The organism is Bordetella trematum, from assembly GCF_900078335.1.
Lineage (GTDB): Bacteria > Pseudomonadota > Gammaproteobacteria > Burkholderiales > Burkholderiaceae_B > Bordetella > Bordetella trematum.
Genome location: NZ_FKBR01000045.1, coordinates 171,206 through 196,963 on the forward strand (window position 1 = coordinate 171,206; position 25,758 = coordinate 196,963).

Consider the following 25,758-nt stretch of genomic DNA (forward strand, 5'->3'; position numbering starts at 1 on the left):
TACGTCAGAACAGATAGCGCAGCGCCACCTCGACCTGTGTGGCGCGGCTGTCGCCTGACCATTGCGTCTGGTAGCCCAGGCCGACACTCAGGCCGCTGGCCAGTTCCGTGCGCAGATCGAGCCCCGCGCTCCAGCGGCTGCGCGCCATATTCCACTGGCCGCTGCGGCCGTGGGCCTGTGGCAGCGCGTCAAAGGCAGCCGGGTTGCGCCAGTCGCGCCGCCGCAGATCCTGCAGCAAGCCCACGTAAGCCTGCCATTGCCAGGCGCTGCCGGCCAGAGCGAAAGCCTGGCTGGCGTTGATCCGCAAGCTCAGTGATGGCACGGTGACGCTGCGGCCCCGGCTGTGCAGGCCATAGCCCCATGCCCCCGATTCCTGAAAGCTCAACTGCCGGGCGTGGCTGAGCACCAGGCCGGCTTGCGGGCGTAGCGCCAGTCCCCCGCCCAGTTGCCACTCGCGCGAAAGCAGCGCGCCAAGCTGCAGTCCCCAGCCCTGCGCGGTGGCGCCGGTCGGTCGCGCCTCGTCGCCAAACCAGAGCTGGCGCGTCACGCGGTTGCGGAAATGGTAGGCGCCGGCCACCGTGTTGAGCGAGATGCCCAGCCCCAGCGGCTTGCGCAACCCGGCCATCACGCCCAGCAGGCTGCCCTGGCTGCGGTCGGCCATTGGCGTGCGGAAGGTTTCGCGCCAGTCGGACTGCGACAGGGTCAGGGCCAGGGTGGCGCGCCCCTGGCCGGCGGTGGCCGCCGACACGCCCAGCGACAGCGTGTCGCTGCGCTGGGTGCCGCGCAGTCCGGCCGGCTGCCAGCGCAGCAGGCCATGCTGGTAGCGCGCCATCGCGGTGGCCGGACCCTCGGTATCGGCGAGCGTGCGGGCCAGGTCTGCCAGCCTTTCATCCTGATCGCGGGTCTGCAGGGCGGCGGCGTTGGCATAGACCGGCGCGGTGAGCGAGTACAGGCTGCGGCGCAGCAGTTCGGGATCGCGGATGGCCTGCAGGCGTGTGGCGCCCGTCAGCAGCTTCTCGCGTCGGAGGGCGCCGGCTCGGGAGCGGGTGGCCAGCACTTGCGGGGCGGCGGCGTCATCGGGAGGCGCCCCATCGTCGAGGCGCTCGAACACCTGCTCCAGTTGCGCAGCGCCGGCCAGCACCTCGGCCTGACGCGCATCGGGCGTACCCAGGCGGCGCACCGCGGCCACCGTGTCCACCCGTTTCAGATCCAGCCCCGCCGTCTCGGCGGTATAGCTGAGCCCGCCTTCCAGCAACAGGGTGGGGGAGTGAGTCAGGGTCGCAAAGCGTCCCTGCAGTTGCCGGGCCCGCAGAAAGACGTGCCGCCTGGGGGTTGTCGTCACGTAGCCGGCACGTATGCCCTGCACGTGCAGGCGGCCGTCCAGGGTGGCGGTGCCGGAGACCTGCATCAGGGATCCGATATCGGTCAGCAGGGTCGCCTGGGCGCTCTGGGCATAGTCGCCGTTGACGCGCAGCCCCGGGCCGCTGCTGTAGACCGCGCCCTGATTGTTGACCGTTCCGGTCGAGCCGATGCCGGTCAGCATGCCGTTCTTTTCGACGTGTACTGGCGAGGTGATGCTGCCCAGCACGTCGAGCACTCCGCTGCGCACGACAGTGCGGCCCCGGTAGCGGTTCTTGCCGGCCAGCGTCAGGGTGGCCTGACCGCTGACCACCAGGCCGCCGGCGCCGCTGATGTCATTGCCGAAGACATAGCGCTGCCCGGCTGCCCCGCCCAGCGTGGCCGGGAAGTCGCCGAAGGCGAAGCGGGCGGGCCCCTGCAGGGCGCGGCCGACGTCCAGCACGCCCCAGCCATATACCGCATCCACCCCGGCCGCTCCGCGGTCCATGGCGGTGGTCAGCAAGGTGGTACGCAAAGCGTTGTTGTTCATCCAGGGGTACTTCTGCAGCAGCAGCGCGGCCGCGCCGGTGACCTGCGGCGCGGCGAAAGAGGTGCCCGACTTGAGTTCCTGGATGATGTCGCGCCGACCCTCGTTGAGCTCGGCAGATTGAACGAAGGCGCGCGAGCCGGCCGCCATGCACCACTGGGCCGCCGGCCCGCAGCGATCGGCCCAGCGCTCGATCTGCCCAAACTCGTCGACGGCGGTCACGACGATCAGCCCCTTCTGAAGTTCGGGCAGCAGTTCCGGCGTGCGGCCTTCGGCCGATGGTGTGGAATAGCCTCTACCGCTGATGGCGTTGCCGTTGCCGGCCGCGAAAATGAACAGCGAGCCGCCATTGATCAGGTGCTTGAGCGCGCCCAGCACGGTGCGGTCACTGTTGGGCGCGTTGTCATAGGCACTCTGGTAGAGCCTCATTTGCCGGTCCGAGGTGGTGCCCGAGAGCGTGGAGAAGCTGTTGTTGAACAGGCGTGCGCCGCGCCCATAGTAGTAGTGCCAGGCGGCAATCACGTTATTGATCTCGATACCGTCTTTTTCTTCCTTGACAGAGACGTTGCCGGCATAGAGCGTCACACCGGGCGCAATGCCGCCCAGGTGCTGGTTGGCCGGGTCGGGCTGAGCAGCCAGCACCTGCGAGACCCAGCCGCCGTGCTCGCCCTGCTTGCTGTTGTCGTAGGGCTGGTGCCGGCCGTTCTGGAAATCGCCTTTGTTCTGCTTGGGCAGCTTCAGCAACGTGACGTCGTCGCGCACGCCGCTGTCTATCACGGCGACGGTCACGCCCCTGCCGTCCAGGCCGGCGTCCTTGGCCGGCTTGAAGTCGATCAGGTTGTAATAGTTCGGTTGCAGACCGCTGCTGTGAAAGGGTTCGTCAAAGCGAGAGCGCCCGGGTCGCGCATAGCGCATGAGCGCCTGGGGCAGCGGCTGTTCCCAGGCGCGGGACTGCAGGGGCAGGCCGGAGGGCAGCGGCACCGCCGGAGGCTCTGCTGGAGGCACCGCGGGAGGCACCGCAGGAGGCGGCGCCAGCGGCTCGGGCTCGGCCAGGCCGGGCGGCAGATTGGGTTTGTTGTCGCCGCGGCCATCGGCATTGTCACTGCGCTCGGGCAGGTTGCCGCCTGGAGCCGCGCGGCCGCCGCCGCTTTCCCCCGCGCCTCCACCACCGCCTCCACCACCGCAGGAGGCCAGAGTGAGGCAGGCGAGCAGGAGGCTGGCCCGTGACAGGGACGGCACAGGGTTGCGCAGGAACGGGGGCGAAGAATGGCGGGGCGGCATGAAACGTCAAAGTGGGGTAAGTAAAACAACCGCAATTCTCAGCTTGCCGCCTGTCCCCGTTTGCCGGCAGACCAAGGGAATCGGACCTGCCGGGGGGGCAGCTCGAGGGTTTCGGAAGCAGCCCAGGCTGGCCTGCGCGCCAGCCCGTCAGACATTCCGCCTGGGTGAGTTGCCGGGGCGCAGGGTCGCGCCACGGCTTGGCGTTGACGCGCGATGTTGTCCGGATCAGAACAGGTAACGCATCGTGGCGGCCATGCTGTGCGTGGCCCAGTCCCGGCTCCATTCTCCTTGATAGCTCAGATTCAGATGGAGAGCCCGGGTAGCGGCGACCTGCAGGCCCAGGCCCAGGCCCCAGCGCGTGCGCGCCAGACTCCACTGGCCACTGCGCGCCTGGGTCATCGGCAGCGCGGCGAAACCGCCATCGGTGCGAAAGTCGCGCCCGCGCAGGTCGTGGCGTAGCTGAAGGCTCGCGTCCAGGCGCAAGGGCAGGGACCCGAGGGTCGTATGATGCGTGCCGGCCAGACGGCCTACCAGCGAAGGCACCGTCACCTGATGAGCCCGGGCGCGCAAGCCATAACCCCGCCCGGCTGCCTCGGTAAACCCCTGTTGCCGGGAGTGATTGACCATCAGGCCGATCTCAGGGGTCAGCTGCGAGCCTGGGGTCAGCTGCCATTGCCTGCCCAGCAGCGCGGCGGCCTGCAAGGCATGACCCTGAGCGTGCGCGCCTACGGCTTCGGCGCTTTCGTCAAACCAGATGTGGCGATCGACGCGATGGCGGTAGCGACTCAGTCCAGCCAGATAGCTCAGGTGCCAGTCCTGGTTGAGATGCTGTCGCAGGCCCAGCATCAGGCCGATGGCTGTGCCACGGCTGGTGTCGCGATCCGGCGTCTGGAGATCTTCTTGCCAGCGCCGGTCGGCGATATTCAGCGCCGCAGCTGCGCTCCAGCCTGAGTTCAGCCGCTGGCTCAGGCCCAGCGTGATGGCGTGGTTGGCCTGCCTGCCATTCAGACCGGAGGGGCGCCAGCGAACCTGCTGGCGCTGGTATCGGGCAAAAGCGCCCTGCGCGCCCAGTTGCTGTCCGAAGGTGTCCAGGGCTTGATCCTGCGCCAGACTTTGCAGCGCCGCGGCATTGGCGTAGATGCTGCCCGACAGAGAGTAGAGGCCGCGCCGCAAGACCTCGGGATCGCGAATGCCCTGCAAGGCTGCGGCGCCCTCCAGCAGCGTTTGCCCGGCCAGCGGCGCTAGCGGCAGCGCGCGCGCGTTCAGCGGGGCATGCGCTGCGGCATCGTCCAGCGCTTCCATGACGCGATCGAGATTGCGGGCTGCGGCAAGCACCTGAGGCTGGCTCGCATCGGCCTTGAGCCGGCGTGCTGCGCCTTGCGCTTCAATCCGCTGCAACGCGATGTCCACGCGCCTGGCGTGATAACTGAGCTTGCCTTCGAGCAACAGCGTGGGCGAGTGGGTAAAGGTGTCGAAGGCGCCGCTGACCTGCTCATTGGCGGTAAGCACGACCTGTGTCTGTCCGGCGCGGGGGACGTAGGCGGTGCGCACGCCCTGGATGTGCAGCCGGCCGGCCAGCGCCGCTTCGCCCTGGACCTTCAGGGCGCCCGCGCCGATATCGGTGATCAGCGTGCCCTGCAGCTGTTGCCGGTAGTCGCCATGAATGGTCAGGCCCTTGCCGGCGTTATAAAGAGCGCCATCGTTTGTCACCGAACCCGTACTGCCTTCGCCGGTCAGGGTGCCTGCGCGGTTGATCTGCACAGACGACGTGATGCTGCCCGGCACATCGAGAATGCCGCCGTCAATGACGGTGTTGCCGGCATAGGTGTTGGCGCCGGCCAGGCTCAGGGCGCCTTCGCCCGACACCCGCAGCCCTCCCTGGCCCGAAATGTCGTTGCCAAAGACAAAGCGGTTCGCGGTGCCGCGCTGCAACGCGGCGTGGAAATCCCCGAAGGCGAATTGCGCCGGGCCCTGTATGGCGCGCCCGACATCGAGCAGGCCCCAGCCATAAATGTCGTCGACGCCGCGCTCGCCAAGGTCGGTGGCGGTGGTCAGCAGGGTGGTGCGCAGATTGTCATTGTTCATCCATGGGTATCGTTCCAGCAGCAGCGCCGCGGCGCCGGTCACCTGGGGGGCGGAGAACGACGTGCCTTTTTGCCGGGTGGAGAACTGGGTCGGGTCCGAGGGAAGGATATCGCCGTATCCACTGGCCGCCATGCACCAATCGGCGGCGCTGCCGCATCGGTCGGCCCAGATGGCGATGCGCTGGTTGAGCTCCAGGCCGGTCACGGCGATGAAGCCCTTTTGCAGGGAGGGGTCGATCAGCGGCAGCAGCGCTTCGGCAGCCGGATCCGATTGGCCTGCGCCAAGGTCGCCGTTGCCGGCGGCAAAGATGAAAAGCCCGCCCTGATCCACGATCTGTTTGATCGTGCCCACTGTGGTCAGGGGTTTGCCGGCCGCGCTGGCGTTCCGGTACTCCTGCTGATAGCGTTGAAATGCCTGAACCGAGGGGTTGCCGCTATCGGTGCCCAGGCTGTTGTTGAACAGTTTCACTCCGTCGGCCGACAGATTGCGCCATGCCGCCAGGATGGAGCGTCCCGACATTTGCGTGGAGTTGGGGGCGAGGCTGACGTTGGCCGACACGATGGTGGCGCCCGGAGCGATGCCTCCCAGGTAGTGGTTGACCGCGTTGCGTGCATTGAGTTTCAGCATCTCGCGGTTGAGGTCCTCCTGCGCGGCCAGGACCTGGGCAACCTGGGTGCCATGATTGCCCTGGGCGGCGCTGCGGTAGGGGCCCGCGATGCCGTGGTTGTAATCGCCGCTTTGGTCAGAGTCCAGGTTGATCGCGGGGGGGGCCGATTCTGACGCCGTTGTCGACCACGCCGACGCGCACCCCCCGGCCCGTCAGGCCCGCGTCGCGGGCGGGCTTGAGGTTGATGAGGTTGTAGCGCGCCGCCTGGGTGTCGGGAAAGAGCCTGGAGACTTCGTAGCGGGTCGCTGCGGGCCGAGGATGGCCGTCCATCGGGGGGAGCAGATAGCGCTCCCAGGCCATGCTGACCAGCGCGGGCGGATTGGCTCGTTTGTCCTCGGCGGGAAAAGCCTCGCCGGGGGGCGGAAAGGGGGGATCGATGGCGGGGGCTTCGGCCGCCGGGCCGTCCGCATCGCCGTCCAGGGGCGGTACGCCGGGCTGATCAGGAGGCGCTGGCGGGATTGGCGCTTCGCCGGGCGCAGGGGCGGGCATCAAAGGCGCAGCAGGCGGAGGCTGGAGCGGCGCGGCAGGGGGAAGGGCAGGCGGGGCGTTGGCAACGACGCCGCTCCCGCTGCCGCCGCCACCACCGCCGCATGCGGAAAGCGTCATGCAGGAGAGCAGCAAGGCTGCACGGTGGCCACGATGAAAACGAAGGGGGCTGGGTCGGAAGACAGACTGAGACATGAAACACGCAAAAAGCTCCAGTTTTTGCGTGCTGCCGTCTACGTTCAGGAAATATTCATTAATTCGGACTGAGCGAGGCTTCTGCGCGGTCGGGCGGCGCGGGTTGAATGCCTAGCAGGCATTGCTGGCATATCGCGGCCGTGATGTCCTGCCGGGCGTGCTCGCGCCGCTCCAGCATGCCGATGGCGCGCGCGGTGGAACCCAGGTCGGCGGGCAGGGGCAGTACGCGCAGGTCCCGGCTTTCCCGCCAGTTCGAGCCGTTGAGCAGCGGCAGGAGCGTGACGCCGGCTTCCTGGCGTACCAGCTCGACCAGCGTTTCGATGGCATTGAGTTCCATGAACTCGCTCACGCTGACATCCAGGCGGCGCAATACCCGGTCGATCTGCAGCCCGGTGCGCTGGCTGCGGTCAAAGCGCAGGAAAGGGTTGGCCCGCAGCACCCTGGCGGGGTCGGGGATGCCGATGGCGGCAGGGTGGGCCAGCACGACCAGAGGTTCTTCATACAGGGGCGTCCAGCGTGTGGAGGCTTTCTTGCGTCCGGCCTCGACCACCAGGGCAGCATCCAGCTCGCCGGCTTCGACCCGGCCGGCCAGTTCGCTGGCCTTTCCCGAGATCAGGCGGATATCCAGGCCCGGATGGGCTTGTTTCATCCGGGTGATGATTTTGGACAGCCTGCCCATGCAGGACACGATGGTGCCGATCGATACCGAACCGGCCAGCGTGTTGGGCAGATGACGCGGGGTTTTCAGGCGTTCATATTGTTCCAGCAGTTGCTTGACCTCGGGAACCAGGTCGCGTCCGGCGGCGTTCAGCAGCGCCAGGCGGCCGCTGCGGTCGAACAGCTCGCGGCCAAGTTCCGCCTCCAGCGCGCGCATCTGGAAACTGACGGCCGCCTGGGTGAGGGCCACCTGCTCGGCCGCTTCGGCAAAGGTGCCGTGATGGGCGACGGCAAGAAAGGTACGCAGAAAGCGCAGCGTGCTCATGGAAGCCTTCCCTCGGATTGCGATCGACAAAAATAATTTTAATGACGGATCAAGAAATCAAATTGATTTAATTAGATCACAAGAGTACTTTGGAAGGTTCCGTCCTATCCCAGATCCGCTAGTCAGAGAGTGCCTGATGAAATCGTTCGATTGGAGCAACCCTTACCCGTCCCACCGCATTGCCACGTTTGCGCGCAATGTGGTGTCGACTTCGCATCCGTTGGCCGCTCAGGCGGGTCTGCGCATGTTGCTCAAGGGCGGCAATGCGGTGGACGCCGCCATTGCCGCGGCGGCCGCCATGGTGCTGGTCGAGCCGGTTTCCAACGGTCTGGGCAGCGATTGTTTCGCCATTCTGTGGGATGGCCAGCAGCTGCACGGCCTGAACTCCTCGGGCACCGCTCCGGCGGCCTGGTGCGTGGAATACTTCAAACGCAAGTACGGCGCCGGCCCCGACGGCCTGGCCAAGCAACCCAAGCGGGGCTGGGACACGGTGACCGTGCCTGGCGCGGTGGCCGGCTGGTCGGCCCTGCATGAGCGTTTCGGCAAGCTGCCTTTCGAACAGTTGTTCGAGCCCGCCATCGAAATCGCCGAGCGCGGTTATGCCGTGCCGCCGGTGGTGGCCCATAAGTGGGCCGCCGCCGCCGATGAGCTGCGCGATCAGCCGGGCTATGCCCAGACCTTCATGCCCAATGGGCGCGCGCCGGCCGTGGGCGAGCATTTCCGTTTCCCCGATGCCGCCTATGCGCTGCGCCGCATTGCCGCCAGCGGCGGGCGTGACTTCTATGAGGGCGAGCTGGCCGAGCGTATCGCGGCCTTCGCCAAGGAAGGCGGTGCCGCGCTGACGCTGGAGGATCTGCGCAATTACCGCCCCGAGTGGGTGCAGCCCATCAGCAAGGCCTATCGCGGTTTTGAACTGAACGAGATCCCTCCCAATGGCCAGGGCATTGCCGCGCTGATCGCGCTGGGCATCTGCGGCCAGTTCGACCTCGCCAGCCTGCCGGTGGATTCGGCCCGGTCGCAGCATATCCAGATCGAAGCCATGAAACTGGCGTTCGCCGATCTGTACCGCTATGTGGCCGACCCGCGCAGCATGGAAGTCACGCCGACCGAGATGCTCGACGATGCCTACCTGGCCAGCCGCGCCAAGCTGATTCAGCTGGATCGTGCCACCCAGTTCGGCCCGGGGCGTCCGGCCGCCGGCGGCACCATCTACCTGACCGCCGCCGACGAGAACGGCATGATGATTTCTTTCATCCAGTCCAACTACATGGGCTTCGGTTCGGGCGTGGTGGTGCCGGGCACCGGCATCAGCCTGCAGAATCGTGGCGTGGGCTTCTCCACCGATCCGGCGTCGGCCAACGTCGTCGAGGGCGGCAAGCGTCCCTTCCACACCATCATTCCGGGTTTTCTGACCCAGGGTGGCCGGCCGGTCATGAGCTTTGGCGTGATGGGCGGCGACATGCAGCCGCAGGGTCATCTGCAGACCGTGATCCGCATGTTGGATTATCACCAGAACCCTCAGGCGGCCTGCTGCGCGCCGCGCTGGAAGGTCAACCGCGATTTTTCGCTGGATGTGGAGTCCACCATGGATCCGGCGGTGGTGCAGGCGCTCAAGGCCATGGGGCATTCGCTCAAGTCGGTCGATGACCCGTATATGGATTTCGGCGCCGGCCAGTTCATCTGGCGCATGCATGGCAGCGACAACGAGCTGGGTTACGTGGCCGCGAGCGATGCGCGCCGCGATGGCCAGGCAGTGGGTTTCTGACGGATCCGTCCCGATCCGCATTTACACCGAGGGAGCGACATGAAGAAGAACACCTGGAAACCCCTGGGCCTGGCCCTGGGCGGTTTGACGCTGGCGCTGGCCGGCGTCTCGACGATGGCGCAGGATCTGCGCATCGGCCTGCAGGAAGATCCGGATGTGCTGGATCCGCACCGCGCCCGTACTTATGTGGGCCGCATCGTCTTCACCTCCTTGTGCGACAAGCTGGTGGACCTGGACGACAAACTGCAGTTCGTGCCGCAGCTGGCGACCTCCTGGGCCTGGAGCGATGACAACAAGACGCTGACCTTCAAGTTGCGCGATGATGCCTATTTCCACGACGGCAGCAAGTTCGACGCGGCCGCGGCGCGGGCCAACCTGGAGCGCGCCATGTCGCTGCAGGACAGCATGCGCAAGGGCGAGCTGGCGTCGGTCGAGCGCGTCGAAGCGCCCGATGCCCAGACGCTGGTGCTGCATCTGAAGCGTCCTGACGCCACGCTGGTGGCCCAGCTGTCGGACCGGGCGGGCATGATGCTCTCGCCCAAGACCTTTACCGAGGATGTGGGCGCCGTGGGCCGCAAGCCGGTCTGTTCCGGTCCGTACGAGTTCGTCGAGCGGGTCCAGAACGACCGCATCGTGCTCAAGAAGTTCGACAAGTACTATGACGCGGACAGCTACGCCTTCCCGCGAGTGGTGTTCCTGCCGATCCCGGATACCACGGTGCGCCTGTCGAACCTGCGCGCCGGCGGCCTGGATATTCTCGAACGCATGAATCCTTCGGATGCGCCGCAGGTCAAGAACGATGACAGCGTGCAGTTCATGCCGGTGTCGGGGCTGGGCTTCCAGGAGGTGTTCTTCAACGTCGGCAACGGCGCGCGCGCCGAGAGCAGCCCTTTCAAGGATGCCCGGGTGCGCAAGGCGCTGGAGCTGTCGCTGGACCGCAATGTGATCAACGAAGTGGTCGGCGGTGGCATCTTTGAGCCGGCTGGCCAGCCGTTCCCGCCGGCCAGCCCCTACCACGACAAGCAGGTGCTGCCGAGCCAGCGCGACGTCGCCAAGGCGCGCGCGCTGCTCAAGGAAGCCGGCCTGGACAAGGTCAAGGCCGAGTTCGCCTTTGGTAACAACACCACCACGTCGGCGATCGCCGAAATGATCCAGGCCATGGCCGCCGAGGCGGGCTTCGAACTCAGCCTGCGCCCCACCGAGTATGCGGCGCTGTTGAACGAGGCGCGCGCCGGCAACTTCGAGATGCTGATGCGCGGCTGGTCGGGCCGGGTCGATCCGGACGGCAACGTCTATCAGTTCGTCACCTGCAAGGGCACCCTGAATGATGGGCGCTACTGCAATCCGGAAGTCGACAGCCTGCTCGACGAGGCCCGCATCACGCCCGACGAGACGGCGCGCCGCGCGCTCTACCAGAAGGCGCAGGCCCTGCGCCAGAAGGACGTCCACAACTTCTATTTGTACTATCAGCCCTGGCCCTTCGTGCTGAGCAAGAAGGTGCAGGGTTTCACCGCCTACCCCGACGGCATGGTGCGCCTGAAGGGTGTCACGCTGGCCAAGTAGTAGCCCTTCCGTCTGCCGCTGTGCCGGCAGACGGATTTGCTGCCGCCAGGCCGGCGGCGTGCCGGTCTCCGCATCGCTGAGGCTGTGCCCGCCCGGCGCACCTGGGGGCGCTTTCTTTTTGTTTTTCCGGTCTTTCGATCATGCTCAAGTTGATACTGCGGCGCATCGTTGTGGCGATCCCGACACTGATATTGGTGTCGATCATCGTCTTCATGCTGCAAAAAATTCTGCCAGGCGATCCCGTCCTGACCCTGGCTGGCGAGGAACGCGACCCTGCCGTCCTGGACTACCTGCGCGACAAGTATCATTTGAATGATCCCTTGCCCATGCAATACGTGGCCTGGATGGGCCAGGTGCTGCAGGGCGATCTGGGCAAGTCGATGCGCACCGACGTGCCGGTGCTGACCCTGATCGGCCAGAAACTGCCGGTGACCTTGCAGCTGGCGGCGATGGCCATGGCGATGGCCATGCTGATCGGCATTCCCATGGGCATCATCGCCGCCGTGCGCAAGGGCACCGCCGTGGAAGCCGGCGTCAACGTGGCCGCGCTGTCGGGCATGTCGATCCCCAACTTCTGGCTTGGCATCATCCTCATCATGGTGGTGTCGGTGCAGTGGAAACTGCTGCCAGCCTCGGGCTATGTCTCCCCCTTCGATGACTTCTGGCTGTCCATCAAGACCATGCTGATGCCGGCCTTCGTGTTGTCCACGGCGATCGCTGCCTACCTGATGCGGCATACCCGTTCGGCCATGCTGGAGGCCTTGAGCGCCGACTACGTGCGCACCGCGCGCGCCAAGGGCGTCTCGGCCCGCATGGTGGTGCTGCGTCACGCCTTGCGCAACGCGCTCATGCCCATCATCACCCTGGTGACGCTGCTGTTTGGCGAGCTGCTGGCCGGCGCCGTGCTGACCGAGCAGGTGTTCACGATCCCGGGCTTCGGCAAGCTGATCGTGGATGCGGTGTTCAACCGCGACTATGCCGTCGTGCAGGGCGTGGTGCTCTGCGTGGCGGTCGGTTTCATCATCATGAACCTGCTGGCCGACGTTTTGTATGTGCTGGTCAATCCCCGTCTGAGGCACGCATGAGCGCCACTACCGCTACCGCCGTCCCGCCCCGCGCCGGCAATCGCGCCTGGGCCAAATTCAAACGCAACAAGGTCGCGCTGGTCGGCGCGGGCATTGTGCTGCTGTTCGTGGTGATGGCGCTGTTTGCGCCCTTGATCGCCAATCACGACCCCTTCCAGACCAGCTTCATGAACATCCGCAAGGCGCCTTCGGCGGCCTACTGGATGGGCACCGACGAGCTGGGTCGAGACGTCTTCAGCCGGCTGGTCTACGGGGCGCGCGCCTCGCTGATGGCGGGCCTGGTGTCCGTGCTGATCGCCCTGGTGGTGGGCGTGCCCTTTGGCCTGGCCGCCGGCTATTTCGGCGGCTGGACCGACAGCATCATCTCGCGCGCCACCGAGGCGCTGCTGGCGATCCCGTTTCTGATTCTGGCGATCGCGCTGGCCGCCTTCCTTGGACCGAGCCTGATCAACGCCATGATCGCCATCGGCGTGTCCGCCGCGCCCAAGTTCGTGCGCATCACGCGCGGGCAGGTGCTGGCCGTGCGCAGCGAAGACTATGTGCAGAGCGCGCGCGCGCTGGGCGCTTCGTCGTTGCGCATCATCGCGCGCCATGTGTTCCCCAACGTGATGCCTCCGCTGATCGTGCAGGCGACCATCACCATCGCCACCGCCATCATCGCCGAGGCCAGCCTGTCGTTCCTGGGCCTGGGGCTGCAGCCGCCCAACCCCTCGTGGGGATCGATGCTGAACACGGCCAAGAACTTCATGACCCAGGCTCCCTGGATGTCGATTTTCCCGGGTTCGGCCATTTTCCTGGCCGTGCTGGGATTCAACCTGTTGGGCGACGGTCTGCGCGACGCCCTGGACCCGCGTCAGGACAAGTAGAGCATCATGGCAAGTATGGATACGCAGCGCGTCGTTCAGGTCCAGGACCTGACCGTCCGCTTCAAAACCCCCACCCGCACTGTCGAAGCGGTCCGCAATGTGTCGTTCCACGTCAATCGGGGCGAGACGCTGGCCATCGTGGGAGAGTCCGGCTCGGGCAAGTCGGTGACGTCCCTGGCCCTGATGCGCCTGGTCGAGTATGGGGGCGGGCATATCGCCTCGGGCGACATGCTGCTGCGCCGGCGCAGCGGCGAAGTGCTGGATCTGGCCCGGGCGCGCGAACCGGTGCTGGAGAAAGTGCGCGGCGCCGACGTCGCCATGATCTTCCAGGAGCCGATGACCTCGCTGAACCCGAGTTTCACCTCGGGTTTCCAGATCGCCGAAGCCCTGCGTCTGCACCAGGGGCTGGATGCCGGCCAGGCGCGCGCCGAGGCGCTGCGCATGCTGGAGCGGGTGCGCATCCCTGAAGCCCGTTCCATCCTCGATCGTTACCCGCACCAGCTTTCGGGCGGCATGCGCCAGCGCGTCATGATCGCCATGGCGCTGTCGTGCAAGCCGCAGCTGCTGATCGCCGACGAGCCCACCACGGCGCTGGACGTCACCATCCAGGCGCAGATCCTGCAGCTCATCCGGCAGCTGCAGGAAGAGATGGACATGGGTGTGATCTTCATTACCCATGACATGGGGGTGGTGGCCGAAGTGGCTGACCGGGTGCTGGTCATGTACCGGGGCGACAAGGTGGAGGAGGGCGGCGCCGACGAGATCTTCGCCGAGCCGCGTCATGCCTACACGCGCGCCTTGCTGTCGGCCGTGCCGCGGCTGGGCGCCATGCAAGGCTCCGACCTGCCGCGGCCTTTCCCGCTGCTGCGCGTGGCGGGCAAGGCCGATGAGCCCGCAGCGCCGCTCGAGCCGGTGACCGACACGGTGCGTCGCGACAGCGGTCCGGTGTTGCGCGTGCGCGATCTGGTGACGCGGTTCGACATCCACGGCGGCGTGTTCGGCGGGGTGCAGAAGCGCGTGCACGCGGTCGAGAAGGTCAGCTTCGACCTGTATCCGGGCGAAACCCTGTCGCTGGTGGGCGAGTCCGGCTGCGGCAAGACCACCACGGGGCGTTCGCTGCTGCAACTGGTCAAGAGCCAGGGCGGCACCATCGAGTTCGACGGCCGCAACATCGGCGCGCTGCGCGGCGCGGCCATGCAGACGCTGCGCCAGCACATCCAGTTCATTTTTCAGGATCCCTTCGCCTCGCTGGATCCGCGCATGACGGTGGGCGACTCCATCATGGAGCCCTTGCTGATCCACAAGGCCGCGCGCGGCAAGCAGGCCGAGGAGCGGGTGCGCTGGCTGATGGACAAGTGCGGGCTGATGCCCGAGATGATCGATCGCTATCCGCACGAGTTCTCCGGCGGACAGCGTCAGCGGATCTGTATCGCGCGCGCCCTGGCGCTCAACCCCAAGGTCGTGATCGCCGACGAATCGGTGTCGGCGCTGGATGTCTCGATCCAGGCCCAGATCGTCAACCTGTTGCTCGATCTGCAGCGCGAACTGGGCGTGTCATTCCTGTTCATCTCGCATGACATGGCGGTGGTCGAGCGCGTCAGTCACCGGGTGGCGGTCATGTATCTCGGCCAGATCGTGGAGATCGGGCCGCGCCGCGCCATTTTCGAGAATCCGCAGCATCCCTACACGAAGAAACTGATGGCGGCAGTGCCGATTGCCGATCCGTCGCGACGACATCGTGAGCGTTCCCTGTTGGTCGACGAGATCCCCAGCCCGGTGCGCAAGGTGGGCGACGAACCGGTGGTCGAACCCCTGGTCGAGGTCGGTCCGGGCCATTTCGTGGCCCGTCACGCCATCGGCGTCTATCAGGCCAGTTAGGGCGGGAAGCCCGTCTGCTAAGGTGGCGCCGCCCGCATGCGCGGGCGGCGCACGTCCAACAATGCCGGATTTTGGACCTCATCCATGCCGGCACTCTTCCCGCAACGCCTGCGGCGCCTCGCCGCGGTCAGCTGCTTCTCCCTTTCTCCGCGCCTGGCGGCCTGGCTTGGGCTGCGCTTTTCCCTCGACTCGGCTGACAGGCGTTTTCTGGAGGGGCCGGTATTCGATTTCTACAACGCCTGCTATGCCGCACGCCGTCCGCGGGCCCGCTGCCTGTTCATCGGCCTGGACCGCTACAACTGGCACTATCATCGCCTGCTGCAGCTGGATTTTCATACCCTGGACATCGACCCTGGCCGGCGGCGCTATGGCCAGCCGGGGCGCCACCGTGTCGGTGACGCGACCGCGCTGCGCAACCTTTATGCGGCCGGCGTTTTCGATCTGGTGATCGCCAACGGGCTGGTGGGCTATGGCATCAACGATGCCGAGAGCTTCGAAAAGCTGCTGGCGGGGGTGGTTCACGTGCTGCGTCCGGGTGGCCGTTTTCTGCTTGGCTACAACGCGCGGCCGGATTGCGCCAGCTATCCGGTGGCGGCGCTGCTGGCTCGCAGCGCGCTGCTGCCTGAGCATGCCCCGATCGAGGGCATGCTGGGCGGGGGCTGGCTGGCCGATGACGCCAGCCGCCACTGCTATGCCTTGTGCCGCAAGCCTCATGCCAGCACGGGCAGACCGCAGGGCGCTCAAGCGGTATGATGCCGGGTTTTCCCAAGCAGATACTGAACGTATGGCCCTGCGCGCGACCATCTATAAAGCCGATCTCAATATTGCCGACACGGATCGCAATTACTACGCCAGTCACAACCTTACGGTGGCACGGCACCCCTCCGAGACCGATGAGCGCATGATGGTGCGTCTGGTGGCCTTCGCACTGCAGGCCAGCGATGAACTGGCCTTCACCAAAGGCCTGAGCGAGACGGACGAGCCCGATCTTTGGGCCAAGGACCTGACCGGTGCGATTTCCCTCTGGGTGGATGTCGGGCAGCCCGAAGAGCGACGCATCCTGCGCGCCTGCGGGCGGGCCGACCAGGTGGTGATCTACTGCTACGGCGGCCATGCCTCGCAGATCTGGTGGGACGGGGTGCGCAACAAGGTCGAGCGGGCGCGCAATCTGCGCGTGGTCAGCTTGCCGGCCGAGCAAAGCCGCGCGCTGGGCGAACTGGCCGAGCGCGGCATGCAGCTAAATATCAATATTTCCGATGGCGTGGTGTATGTGTCGGCGGCCAAGGGCGAGGTGACCCTGGAGCCGCAAGACTGGCGCGAATCCCGCGCCTGAGGGGGCGTCAGCGCCGTTCGTGGGCCTTGAGGGGCGGCGTGGCGCGCCCGTCGAGCACGCGGCGCCAGAAATCGGGCAGGAAACACTCGGCCACCAGCAGCGGCTGGCCGTGACGCCAGAAGACCGAGCGGCGTGCCCACAGCCAGGCGGCATCGCGCGCGCTTACGCCGGGCAGGTTGGCCACCATGCGAAAGAACGGCAGGGGCAGGGCCAGGCGTCGGCAGGCGAAGGGCGAGCGCGTGACGCTGCGGTCGTGATAGAGCATGTCGGCCAGCGGCCGGGTCAGCAGACGCCGCATGCCCTGCCAGGATCCGTGCGAGGCGGTCAGGGGCGTGAGACTGCGCGCCGGCACGCTGTCCACGCCATCGACCGACATCAGGACTTCGCGTATCCATACCGGGGAGCCGGGCGCAATGTGCATGGCGATGGCCTCATCGGGGGGCGCGCCGTCGGCATACTCGGCCACGACACGCAGCCTGACCTGGCCCAGTTGTCGCAGGCCTGCCGTCAGCGCGCCGGGCCGGAACAGCCAGTGGCGCTGCGCAGCGGTGAGGGTGAAGGGAGCTTGAGCCAGCCAGCCCGGGGCCAGCGGTGCTTGATGCGATACGGTCATGGCTGCGTATTATGCCAAGACCGTCGTCGGCGTCGGGCGCAAGGCCGGGCACGCTTACAATATCGGCCATGGAAAAAGTCAGAATATCCAAACTCATGTCCGAGCGCGGCCTGTGTTCGCGCCGCGAAGCCGACAGCTACATCGAACGCGGCTGGGTGCGGGTCGACGGCGAAGTGGTCTCGGAGCTGGGCGCCAAGGCCTATCCGCAGCAGACCATCACCCTGGAGCGCGCCGCGCATGTCGCCCAGACGGCCCGCGTGACCATCCTCATCAACAAGCCCGTGGGCTATGTGTCCGGTCAGGCCGAGGACGGCTACGAGCCGGCCGCCGCGCTCATCGATGCCCGCAGCCGCTACGCCGGCGATCGTTCGCCCCTGCGCTTTGAGCGCGGGCACCTGCGCGGCCTGGCCGTGGCCGGCCGCCTGGACATCGACTCGCAGGGCCTGCTGGTGCTGACTCAGGACGGTCGCGTGGCGCGCCACCTGATCGGCGAGGAGTCCACGGTCGACAAGGAGTATCTGGTGCGCGTGCAGGGGCGCTTGAGCGAAAGCGGCCTGGCCCTGCTCAATCACGGGCTGTCGCTCGATGGCAAGCGCCTGAAGCCGGCCCAGGTGCGCTGGCAGAATGACGACCAACTGCGCTTCGTGCTCAACGAAGGCAAGAAACGCCAGATCCGCCGCATGTGCGAACTGGTCGGCCTCAAGGTGGTAGGCCTCAAGCGCGTGCGCATCGGCCGGGTGCGTCTGGGCGATCTGCCCCTGGGCCAGTGGCGCTATCTGCGCGAGGACGAGCGCTTCTAGGCGCGAGCCGGCCGACGGGTTTCAGTCAGGCGTTTCAGTTTATTTCCACACGACGCCTCATACCGCGGTAAAGAACGGGTTGGGGCTATCCTTTGATCCCGGTTGCTGCATGTTCAGCCGATCGATCAGAAAGTCGATGAAGATGCGCGTCTTGGCCGGCAGCAGCCGGGTATCCGTGACGGCATAGACAGGGAAGGGCCCGGCATGCCAGTCGGGCAGCACCCGTTCCAGGCCGTCATGCTCGCCGTCGTGCTGGGCGGCCAGCACGGAGATCCCGGCGCCCAGCATGGTCAGGCTGCGCAGCATCGACACGCTGTTGACCGAATAGTGCCGTCCGGGCGTGATGTCCAACTTCTGCTGGCCATTGCTCAGGGGCCACAGCGTCACGGGACCGCCGCGGCCGACGCGGAACTCCAGACATTCGTGTTCGCTCAGTTCCTGGGGCGTCTTGGGACGGCCGCGACGGTCCAGATATTGCGGCGATGCATAGAGATGGGCCGGCAGCATGCCCAGCGGGCGGGCGATCAGGTTCGAGTCGGGCAGCTCGCCGATCTGGATCGCCAGGTCGCATGCCTGGAACACGCGGTTGGCATGTTCGGGCGTGGCCAGGTCGAGATAGAAATCCACGTCCGGGTAGCGTTGCGAGAATGCCAGAAAGGACTCGGCCAGGAACTCCGTGCCGAAGTCGGCCGGCAGATTCACGCGTAGCGGGCCGGCCGGCGTTTCCACCAGGTTCTGCAGTTCTTCGTGCACCAGCCGCGCTTCGGCGACGATGCGCTCGCAACGCTCCAGGTAGAGCTGGCCCGCAGCCGTCAGTTCCACCTTGCGCGTGGTGCGGGTAAGCAGCCGTAGACCGAAATTGCGCTCCAGTTCGGCGATCTGGCGCGACAAGGTCGATTTCGGGATGCCGAGACGCTCGGCGGCGCGCCCGAAATGGCGCGTCTTGGCGACCTCGACGAAGATTTCCATGCCCTGGATTCGGTTCGTCATAGCTGGAAGCATACCTTGAGCCAGGCCAATTATTGTCCCAATAATGGAATGATGTTTTCTTTATATGGGCCTTTGTTTCGGGTTCGGGATAAAGCAGAATTGGAACCCTTTTGCGTTGCAACAAGAATAGTCATCGTTTCACTGCAGGCGACGCACGGGTGAAACGTACTCAGGAATAGCTATGAAAAACGATAAACGATTCGGGCGCAGCGTGGCGGCGTTGTCGTTGGCAGTCCTGGCGGCCTCGCTGGCCGCCTGCAGCAAGGAAGCCGAAGCACCGGCCCCGGGCAAGCCCCAAGTCAGCGTGGTCGAGGTCAAGGCTCAGCCGGTTTCGCTCTCCACCGAGCTGCCGGGCCGTACCTCGGCCTATCGCATCGCCGAGGTGCGACCCCAGGTCAACGGCATCATTCAGAAGCGCCTTTTCACCGAGGGCGGTGAGGTCAAGGCCGGCCAGCAGCTCTACCAGATCGATCCGGCGCTCTATCAGGCCAGCGTCGACAGCAGCCAGGCGGCACTGGCGCGGGCCCAGGCGCAGTTGCGCTCGGCCACGCTGCTGGTGAATCGTTACAAACCCCTGGTCGAAACCCGGGCGGTCAGCCGCCAGACCTATGACGATGCGGTGGCAGCACGCGATCAGGCCCAGGCGGACGTGCTGTCTGCCAAGGCGGCGCTGGACACGGCCCGCATCAATCTGGTGTACACCAAGGTGCTGGCGCCCATCGGCGGCATCATCGGTCGTTCGCTGGTGACCGAGGGGGCGCTGGTGACGGCCAACCAGGCCAACGCCATCGCCTCGGTTCAGCAGATCGATCCCATCTATGTCGACCTGACGCAGTCCAGCGTCCAGTTGTTGCGCCTCAAGCGCGCACTGGCGCGCGGCGAGCTGCAGCAGGCCGAAGGAGGGCAGGCGGCCACGGTGACGCTGCAACTGGAAGACGGCACCGAGTACGGCCAGACCGGCACGCTCGAGTTTTCCGAGGTGACGGTCGATCCGGGTACCGGGTCGGTCACGCTCAGGGCGGTCTTTCCCAACCCGCAGCATGAGTTGCTGCCGGGCATGTTCGTGCGTGCCCGGCTTGGCCAGGGCGTGGCCAATGAGGGCCTGCTGGTGCCGCAGCGCGGCGTGACGCGCAATACGCGCGGCCTGCCCACGGCGCTGGTCGTCAATGCCGAAGGCAAGGTCGAACTGCGCGAACTGGCCACCGACCGCACGGTCGGCGACCAGTGGCTGGTCACAAGCGGCCTGAGCGAGGGAGATCGGGTCATCGTCGAGGGCATGCACAATGCGCGCCCGGGTGCGCAAGTCAACGCTGTGCCATTCCAGGCGACCGGGGCTGCGCAGCCCGCGGCAGCCCCGGCGGCCAAGTAAGGAGGCCGCATGGCTAAGTTTTTCATAGACAGGCCGGTCTTCGCCTGGGTGATCGCCATCGTGCTGATGATGGCCGGGGCGCTGTCCATTCTCAGCCTGCCGGTTGCGCAGTATCCGGCCATCGCGCCGCCGGCCATCGCCATCAGCGTGAGCTATCCGGGCGCATCGGCCCAGACCGTGCAGGATACGGTGGTGCAGGTCATCGAACAGCAGATGAACGGCATCGACAACCTGGAGTACATCTCCTCGGAAAGCAACTCCGATGGCAGCATGACCATCACGCTGACCTTCGCTCAGGGTACCGATCCCGATACGGCCCAGGTCCAGGTGCAGAACAAGCTCGCCCTGGCCCAGCCCCTGCTGCCGCAGGAAGTGCAGCAGCAGGGCATCCGCGTGACCAAGGCGACCAAGAACTTCCTGATCGTGGCCGGCTTCGTGTCCAGCGACGGCTCGCTGGACAAGTCCGACCTGGCCGACTACGTCGCCTCCTATGTTCAGGATCCGATCAGCCGCACGCCAGGCGTGGGTGACTTCCAGCTGTTCGGCGCGCCCTATGCCATGCGCATCTGGCTCAGCCCCGAGAAGCTGATCAACTACTCGCTGTCGGCCTCCGACGTGAGCGCGGCCATCCGCGAGCAGAACGTGCAGGTGTCTTCGGGGCAGCTGGGCGGGCTGCCGGCCAAGCGCGGCCAGCAGCTCAATGCCACCATCATCGGCCCGTCGCGTCTGCAGACGCCGGAAGCCTTCGGCAATATCCTGCTGAAGGTCAACCCCGACGGTTCGCAGGTGCGCCTGAAGGACGTGGCCACCGTGGAGCTGGGCGCCGAGAACTACGCCATCGACAGCTACTACAACGGCAAACCTGCCACCGGCCTGGCGATCAAGCTGGCCAGCGGCGCCAACGCCCTGGACACGGCCAAGGCGGTGCGCGCCACCATCGACGGCCTGAAGCCTTTCTTCCCGCAGGGCATGGAGGTGGTCTATCCCTATGACACCACCCCGTTTGTCAGCCTGTCCATCGAGAGCGTGATCCAGACGTTGTTCGAGGCCATCCTGCTGGTGTTCCTGGTGATGTATCTGTTCCTGCAGAACGTGCGCGCCACGCTCATCCCCACCCTGGCCGTGCCGGTGGTGCTGCTGGGAACTTTCGGGGTGCTGGCCGCATTCGGCTATTCGATCAACACCCTGACCATGTTCGGCATGGTGCTGGCCATCGGCCTGCTGGTCGACGATGCCATCGTGGTGGTGGAAAACGTCGAGCGGGTGATGGTCGAGGAAGGGCTGAGCCCCAAGGCGGCCACCCGCAAGTCGATGAGCCAGATCACCGGCGCACTGGTGGGCATTGCCATGGTCCTGTCGGCGGTGTTCGTGCCGATGGCCTTTTTCGGCGGTTCGACCGGGGTGATCTATCGCCAGTTTTCCATCACCATCGTGTCCTCCATGGTCCTGTCGGTGGTGGTGGCGGTGGTCTTCACGCCAGCGCTGTGCGCCACCATGCTCAAGCCCGTGCCCAAGGGGCATCACGCCACCAGGAAGGGCTTCTTCGGCTGGTTTAACCGCATGTTCGACCGCTCCACCGACGGCTATGTGCGCGTGGTCGAGAAAACCATGACGCGCGGCAAACGGCTGCTTGTGGTGTATCTGGCGCTGATCCTGGCCATGGGCTGGATGTTCGCGCGCATTCCGACGGCCTTTCTGCCGGGCGAAGACCAGGGCATTCTGTTCGCCCAGGTGATGGCGCCGGCCGGCGCCACCGCCGAGCGCACCCAGCAGGTCGTCGACCAGGCGGTCGATCACCTGCTCTCGGAAGAAAAGGATGCGGTGGCATCGGTGTTCGCCGTGACGGGCTTCTCGTTCGGCGGGCGCGGACAGAACAGCGCCATCCTGTTCGTCAAGCTGCGTGACTGGAAAGAGCGCAAGAGCGCCGAGCTGCAGGCCGAGGCGCTGGTGCGTCGCGCCAACACCTACTTCGCCGGGCATGTCCGCGATGCGCAGATTTTCGTCTTCACGCCGCCGCCGGTGATGGAGCTGGGCAATGCCTCGGGCTTTGATTTCATGTTGCAGGACCGTGCCGGCCTGGGCCATGAAGCGCTGCTGGCGGCACGCAACCAGTTGCTGGCCGAGGCCATGCAAAGCCCCATGCTGGTGGGGGTCCGCCCCAACGGCGTCGAGGATGCGCCGCAATACCAGCTCGATATCGACCGCGAGAAAGCCCGGGCGCTGGGCGTCTCGATCGCCGAGATCAACACCACCCTGGCCACGGCCTGGGGCTCATCCTATGTCAATGATTTCATTGACAGGGGCCGGGTGAAAAAGGTGTTCGTGCAGGGCGAGCCGGCCTCGCGCATGCTGCCCGAGGACCTGGAGAAGTGGTACGTGCGCAATAACGCGGGCGACATGGTTCCGTTCTCGGCCTTTGCCACCGCGCACTGGACCCACGGGCCGCAGAAGCTCAATCGCTACAACGGCGTGCCGGCCTACAACATCCAGGGCCAGGCGGCGCATGGCTACAGTTCGGGCGACGCCATGAAGGAAATGGAGCGCATCGCCGCCAAGCTGCCCACGGGCATCGGTTTCGAGTGGACAGGGATGTCCTTCGAGGAACGCATGTCCGATGCCCAGGCGCCGGCCTTGTACGCCATCTCGCTGATCGTGGTGTTCCTGTGTCTGGCCGCGCTTTATGAAAGCTGGAGCGTGCCGACTGCCGTGATGCTGGTGGTGCCGCTGGGCGTGATCGGTGCGCTGGGCGCGACCTTGCTGCGCGATCTTTCCAACGATGTCTACTTCCAGGTGGGGCTGCTGACCACCGTGGGGCTGGCAGCCAAGAACGCCATCCTCATCGTGGAGTTCGCCAAGGCGCATTTCGAGCAGGGCGGCAGCCTGGCCGAGGCCGCAGTGCATGCGGCGCGCCAACGCCTGCGGCCGATCCTGATGACCTCGATGGCCTTCGTGCTGGGCGTGCTGCCCCTGGCCATCTCGACCGGCGCGGGTTCGGCCAGCCGGCATGCCATCGGCACCAGCGTGATCGGCGGCATGCTCTCGGGCACCTTCCTGGCGATCTTCTTCGTGCCTTTCTTCTTCGTGCTGGTGCTGCGCCTGTTCCGCGTGAACCGGCAAAGCGACATGCAGGAAGCCGAGTCCGGCGACAACCCGGGAGCGGCGCAATGAGTCGTACTGCTATGAGAACCTTGCTTTCGCTTTCGCTGGCCGGCGTGTTGGCCGGCTGCTCGCTGGCGCCGACCTACGAGCGCCCCGATGCGCCCGTGGCGCAGCATTACCCGGATGCGGGCGATCCGGCCGCCTCCGGGGTGGCTGCCGATATCGGCTGGCGCGAGTTCTTCCGCGATCCGCTGCTGCAGGAGCTGCTGACGCTGGCGCTGGACAACAACCGCGATCTGCGCGTGGCGGCCCTGAACGTCGAGGCCGCACGTGCCCAGTACCGTATCCAGCGTGCAGACCTGATGCCTTCGGTGGGGGCGGCGGGCAATGCCACGGTACAGCGTACCCCGGGTGACATGACCGCCACCGGCCAGGCGCAGATTTCGCGCCAGTACCAGGTCGGTGCGGCGGTGTCCGCCTGGGAGCTGGATCTGTTCGGCCGGGTGCGCAACCTGAGCGACCAGGCGCTGCAGCAGTATCTGGCTCAGGACGAAACCCGCATCGCCGCCCAGCTGACCCTGCTGGCCGAAACGGCCAATGCCTACCTCACGCTGCTTGCCGACCAGGAACTGCTGCAACTGACCCGCGAGACCCTGGTGTCGCAACAGGACTCCTATCGCCTGACGCATCAGAGCTATGAGCAGGGCGTGGCCACGGCGCTCGATCTCAGCCAGGCGGAGATATCGCTGCGCATCGCAGAGCGAAACATGGCCCAGTACGAACGGCAACTGGCCCAGGATCGCAATGCGCTGGTGTTGCTGATCGGCCAGCCGCTATCGCAGGATATGCAGGCGCGTCTGGCGCAGCAGACCCGCCTGCCCGACGATGCGGTGCTGGCGGAATTGCCGGCCGGCCTGCCGTCGGACCTGCTGGTGCGGCGTCCGGATATCCGGGCGGCCGAACACGTGCTCCAGGGCGCCAATGCCCGCATCGGAGCGGCGCGCGCGGCCTTCTTCCCCAGCATCAGCCTGACTGGTTCGGCCGGTACGATGAGCGCGTCGCTGGGCGGGCTGTTCGATGCCGGCTCGGGCAGCTGGAGTTTTGCGCCTCAGATCTATCTGCCCATTTTCGCCGGCGGCGCCCTGAGCGCCGATCTGGATCTGGCGCACGTGCGCAAGCGGATCGAGGTGGCCAACTACGAAAAGGCGATCCAGAGCGGTTTTCGCGAGGTGGCTGATGGCCTGGCCGGGCGCGCCACCTTGGGCCAGCAGATCCAGGCCCAGCGCCTGCTGGTGCAGGCCAGCCAGCGCGCCTACGACCTGTCGGATCAGCGTTTCCGCCAGGGCGTGGACAGTTATCTGAGCGTGCTGGATTCGCAGCGTTCGCTCTACGAAGCGCAACAGGTGCTGGTGGATACCCGGCTGGCGCGGTTGTCCAACCTGATTACCCTGTACAAGTCACTGGGCGGCGGCTGGACCGAACACACGCCGCTGGCGGAAGCTTCCTGATCGGGTGTCGGCAGACAGCGATAGCAGCTATGAACCAGACCGCAGCGCATTGAGCAAAGGGTGCGCCTTTTTCATGATTGATCCTTCCCGGCCTGGCCGATTGCACGACAGCATGCATGTCGCGCAATCGGCCGGGCCTTTCTCTAAAGGAAGTAAATCATGCAAAAAGCGACTTGCGCCGTGCTGTTCATGTTGGTGGGAGCGGGCACGGTCCAGGCCGGTGAAACCGGCAGCGGCTGGTATGCCGCTGCCAGGATGGGCTATTCAGCCAATGTATTGAACGATGTGCGCGGCTTCGAGGAGTTCGACGGCGAAGGGCAGTCGGTCAAACTGGGTGACAGCAACACGACGCGGCGATTCATGGGGTCGCTGGCGCTGGGCTATGCCTTGTCGCCTGGCTGGCGCGTGGAAGCCGAGTATGTCCTGCCGTCGACGGCGCGCTTTCGGAAGTCGACCACCGAGCCCGACCTGGGGGGCAAGGAAGTCAGCGCCCAGACGTACACCAATCGCGCCCAACGCCTGATGTTCAACGTCTATCGTGATTTCAGCATCACCGAGCGGTTCAGCGTGTACGGGCAGCTTGGCCTGGGGCTGGCCATCAACCGGGCTTCGGGGCAATTGAGGGTGCTTGAACAGCGCATCGAAATGAAACCGCTGCGTCGCAACAGGCTGGCCTGGACGGTGGGGGTTGGCGCCAGCTACGCCTTGAATCCCGCCCTCACGCTGGATGCGGGCTATCGCTATACCCGTCTGGGCGAGTCCAGCACGGGCACCAGCCGGGACAACCATCTGCGCGCCAGGGGCGTGAGCGGCGAGCTCTATGCGGGGTTGCGCTACGCATTCTGACATGCAGTACGGCTCCCCACGGGGAGCCGTACTGGCGCCGCAAACGCGGCCTTAACTCTTCTTGGAGACGAGGCCGACCACCGCCAGCACGATGATGGCGCCCACCACCGAGGCGATCCAGCCCGCCGGCTCGCCCGAGGCGTACCAGCCCAGCGCCTGGCCAAGATAGCCGGCCACCACCGAGCCGACAATACCCAGGATGGTGGTCATGATGATGCCCATGCTTTGATTGCCCGGCATCAGCGCGCGGGCGATCAGGCCCACGATGAAACCGACGATGATCATGACGATGATGCCCATGCTCGCGCTCCTTTCAGGGGGACAGGTGCAGCCATCATACCCAGGGCGTGGCGGCGGTGGCGGTTACAAAACGTATTTCCTGCATCTGACCGTGAGCGTGCCGCCGCCAGCCGGCAACGGTCCGCTTTCCCGCCGCGGATGCGCCCGGTCGGCGATGTTGCC

Annotated in this window: 19 protein-coding genes; 12 read left to right on the forward strand and 7 right to left on the reverse strand. The window is 66.1% G+C overall.

What is annotated here, in order from left to right:
• Positions 1–4: 4 nt before the first annotated feature.
• The 4 genes from A7V84_RS16695 to A7V84_RS16710 form a co-directional block, all read right to left on the reverse strand.
• Positions 5–3,166, reverse strand: coding sequence for a S8 family serine peptidase (locus tag A7V84_RS16695; RefSeq protein ID WP_082833033.1), 3,162 nt, complete (start codon positions 3,164–3,166; stop codon positions 5–7).
• Positions 3,167–3,391: 225 nt separating this feature from the next.
• Positions 3,392–6,010: a S8 family serine peptidase gene (locus A7V84_RS16700; RefSeq protein WP_328586993.1), complete on the reverse strand. Its 2,619-nt coding sequence runs from the start codon at positions 6,008–6,010 to the stop codon at positions 3,392–3,394.
• On the reverse strand, positions 5,994–6,410 hold the full coding sequence (locus A7V84_RS16705) for a hypothetical protein (RefSeq protein ID WP_156508027.1): 417 nt from the start codon (positions 6,408–6,410) through the stop codon (positions 5,994–5,996). Before A7V84_RS16705 ends, A7V84_RS16700 begins: the two co-directional genes overlap by 17 nt.
• A gap of 247 nt (positions 6,411–6,657) precedes the next feature.
• On the reverse strand, positions 6,658–7,581 hold the full coding sequence (locus tag A7V84_RS16710; protein WP_063492324.1) for a LysR substrate-binding domain-containing protein: 924 nt from the start codon (positions 7,579–7,581) through the stop codon (positions 6,658–6,660).
• A 136-nt stretch (positions 7,582–7,717) separates the two neighbouring features.
• On the opposite strand from A7V84_RS16710, the gene A7V84_RS16715 reads away from it, so the two are divergent.
• The 7 genes from A7V84_RS16715 (at position 7,718) to A7V84_RS16745 (ending at position 16,071) form a co-directional block, all read left to right on the forward strand.
• Positions 7,718–9,346 (forward strand): gamma-glutamyltransferase family protein, encoded by a 1,629-nt coding sequence (locus A7V84_RS16715; protein ID WP_033534833.1) that lies wholly within the window; start codon positions 7,718–7,720, stop codon positions 9,344–9,346.
• A gap of 39 nt (positions 9,347–9,385) precedes the next feature.
• Complete coding sequence (locus A7V84_RS16720; RefSeq protein ID WP_025515790.1) at positions 9,386–10,909, forward strand: ABC transporter substrate-binding protein; 1,524 nt, start codon at positions 9,386–9,388, stop codon at positions 10,907–10,909.
• Between the two features lie 140 nt (positions 10,910–11,049).
• On the forward strand, positions 11,050–11,994 hold the full coding sequence (locus A7V84_RS16725) for an ABC transporter permease (RefSeq protein WP_025515792.1): 945 nt from the start codon (positions 11,050–11,052) through the stop codon (positions 11,992–11,994).
• Positions 11,991–12,860, forward strand: coding sequence for an ABC transporter permease (locus tag A7V84_RS16730; RefSeq protein WP_025515794.1), 870 nt, complete (start codon positions 11,991–11,993; stop codon positions 12,858–12,860). The genes A7V84_RS16725 and A7V84_RS16730 overlap by 4 nt, the downstream gene beginning before the upstream one ends.
• A 15-nt stretch (positions 12,861–12,875) precedes the next feature.
• Positions 12,876–14,738 (forward strand): dipeptide ABC transporter ATP-binding protein, encoded by a 1,863-nt coding sequence (locus tag A7V84_RS16735; protein ID WP_025515796.1) that lies wholly within the window; start codon positions 12,876–12,878, stop codon positions 14,736–14,738.
• An 84-nt stretch (positions 14,739–14,822) separates the two neighbouring features.
• On the forward strand, positions 14,823–15,491 hold the full coding sequence (locus A7V84_RS16740; RefSeq protein WP_052125731.1) for a class I SAM-dependent methyltransferase: 669 nt from the start codon (positions 14,823–14,825) through the stop codon (positions 15,489–15,491).
• A 31-nt stretch (positions 15,492–15,522) separates the two neighbouring features.
• Positions 15,523–16,071, forward strand: coding sequence for a YaeQ family protein (locus A7V84_RS16745; RefSeq protein WP_063492323.1), 549 nt, complete (start codon positions 15,523–15,525; stop codon positions 16,069–16,071).
• 7 nt (positions 16,072–16,078) lie between these two features.
• Here A7V84_RS16745 and A7V84_RS16750 read toward each other — a convergent pair whose 3' ends face one another.
• Positions 16,079–16,684: a chorismate--pyruvate lyase family protein gene (locus A7V84_RS16750; RefSeq protein WP_025515803.1), complete on the reverse strand. Its 606-nt coding sequence runs from the start codon at positions 16,682–16,684 to the stop codon at positions 16,079–16,081.
• A 68-nt stretch (positions 16,685–16,752) separates the two neighbouring features.
• Between A7V84_RS16750 and A7V84_RS16755 the strand changes: the two genes are divergently transcribed.
• A complete protein-coding gene (locus A7V84_RS16755; RefSeq protein ID WP_025515804.1) occupies positions 16,753–17,484 on the forward strand; it encodes a pseudouridine synthase in 732 nt (243 codons plus the stop codon).
• Positions 17,485–17,541: 57 nt separating this feature from the next.
• Here the strand turns inward: A7V84_RS16755 and A7V84_RS16760 are convergent, their stop codons facing one another.
• Complete coding sequence (locus tag A7V84_RS16760) at positions 17,542–18,453, reverse strand: LysR family transcriptional regulator (protein WP_025515806.1); 912 nt, start codon at positions 18,451–18,453, stop codon at positions 17,542–17,544.
• 202 nt (positions 18,454–18,655) lie between these two features.
• On the opposite strand from A7V84_RS16760, the gene A7V84_RS16765 reads away from it, so the two are divergent.
• From A7V84_RS16765 to A7V84_RS16780, 4 genes are all read left to right on the forward strand, one after another.
• The gene (locus A7V84_RS16765) at positions 18,656–19,843 is read left to right on the forward strand and encodes an efflux RND transporter periplasmic adaptor subunit (protein WP_025515808.1); all 1,188 of its coding nucleotides are present in this window, start codon (positions 18,656–18,658) and stop codon (positions 19,841–19,843) included.
• 9 nt (positions 19,844–19,852) lie between these two features.
• Complete coding sequence (locus A7V84_RS16770; RefSeq protein WP_063492322.1) at positions 19,853–23,011, forward strand: efflux RND transporter permease subunit; 3,159 nt, start codon at positions 19,853–19,855, stop codon at positions 23,009–23,011.
• Entirely contained in the window at positions 23,008–24,450 is a 1,443-nt protein-coding gene (gene adeC, locus A7V84_RS16775; RefSeq protein WP_033534829.1) for an AdeC/AdeK/OprM family multidrug efflux complex outer membrane factor, read from the forward strand. The genes A7V84_RS16770 and adeC overlap by 4 nt, the downstream gene beginning before the upstream one ends.
• A 159-nt stretch (positions 24,451–24,609) precedes the next feature.
• Positions 24,610–25,296, forward strand: coding sequence for an outer membrane protein (locus A7V84_RS16780; protein ID WP_033534828.1), 687 nt, complete (start codon positions 24,610–24,612; stop codon positions 25,294–25,296).
• 51 nt (positions 25,297–25,347) lie between these two features.
• Here A7V84_RS16780 and A7V84_RS16785 read toward each other — a convergent pair whose 3' ends face one another.
• Positions 25,348–25,596, reverse strand: coding sequence for a GlsB/YeaQ/YmgE family stress response membrane protein (locus tag A7V84_RS16785; protein WP_025515815.1), 249 nt, complete (start codon positions 25,594–25,596; stop codon positions 25,348–25,350).
• Positions 25,597–25,758 lie beyond the last annotated feature (162 nt).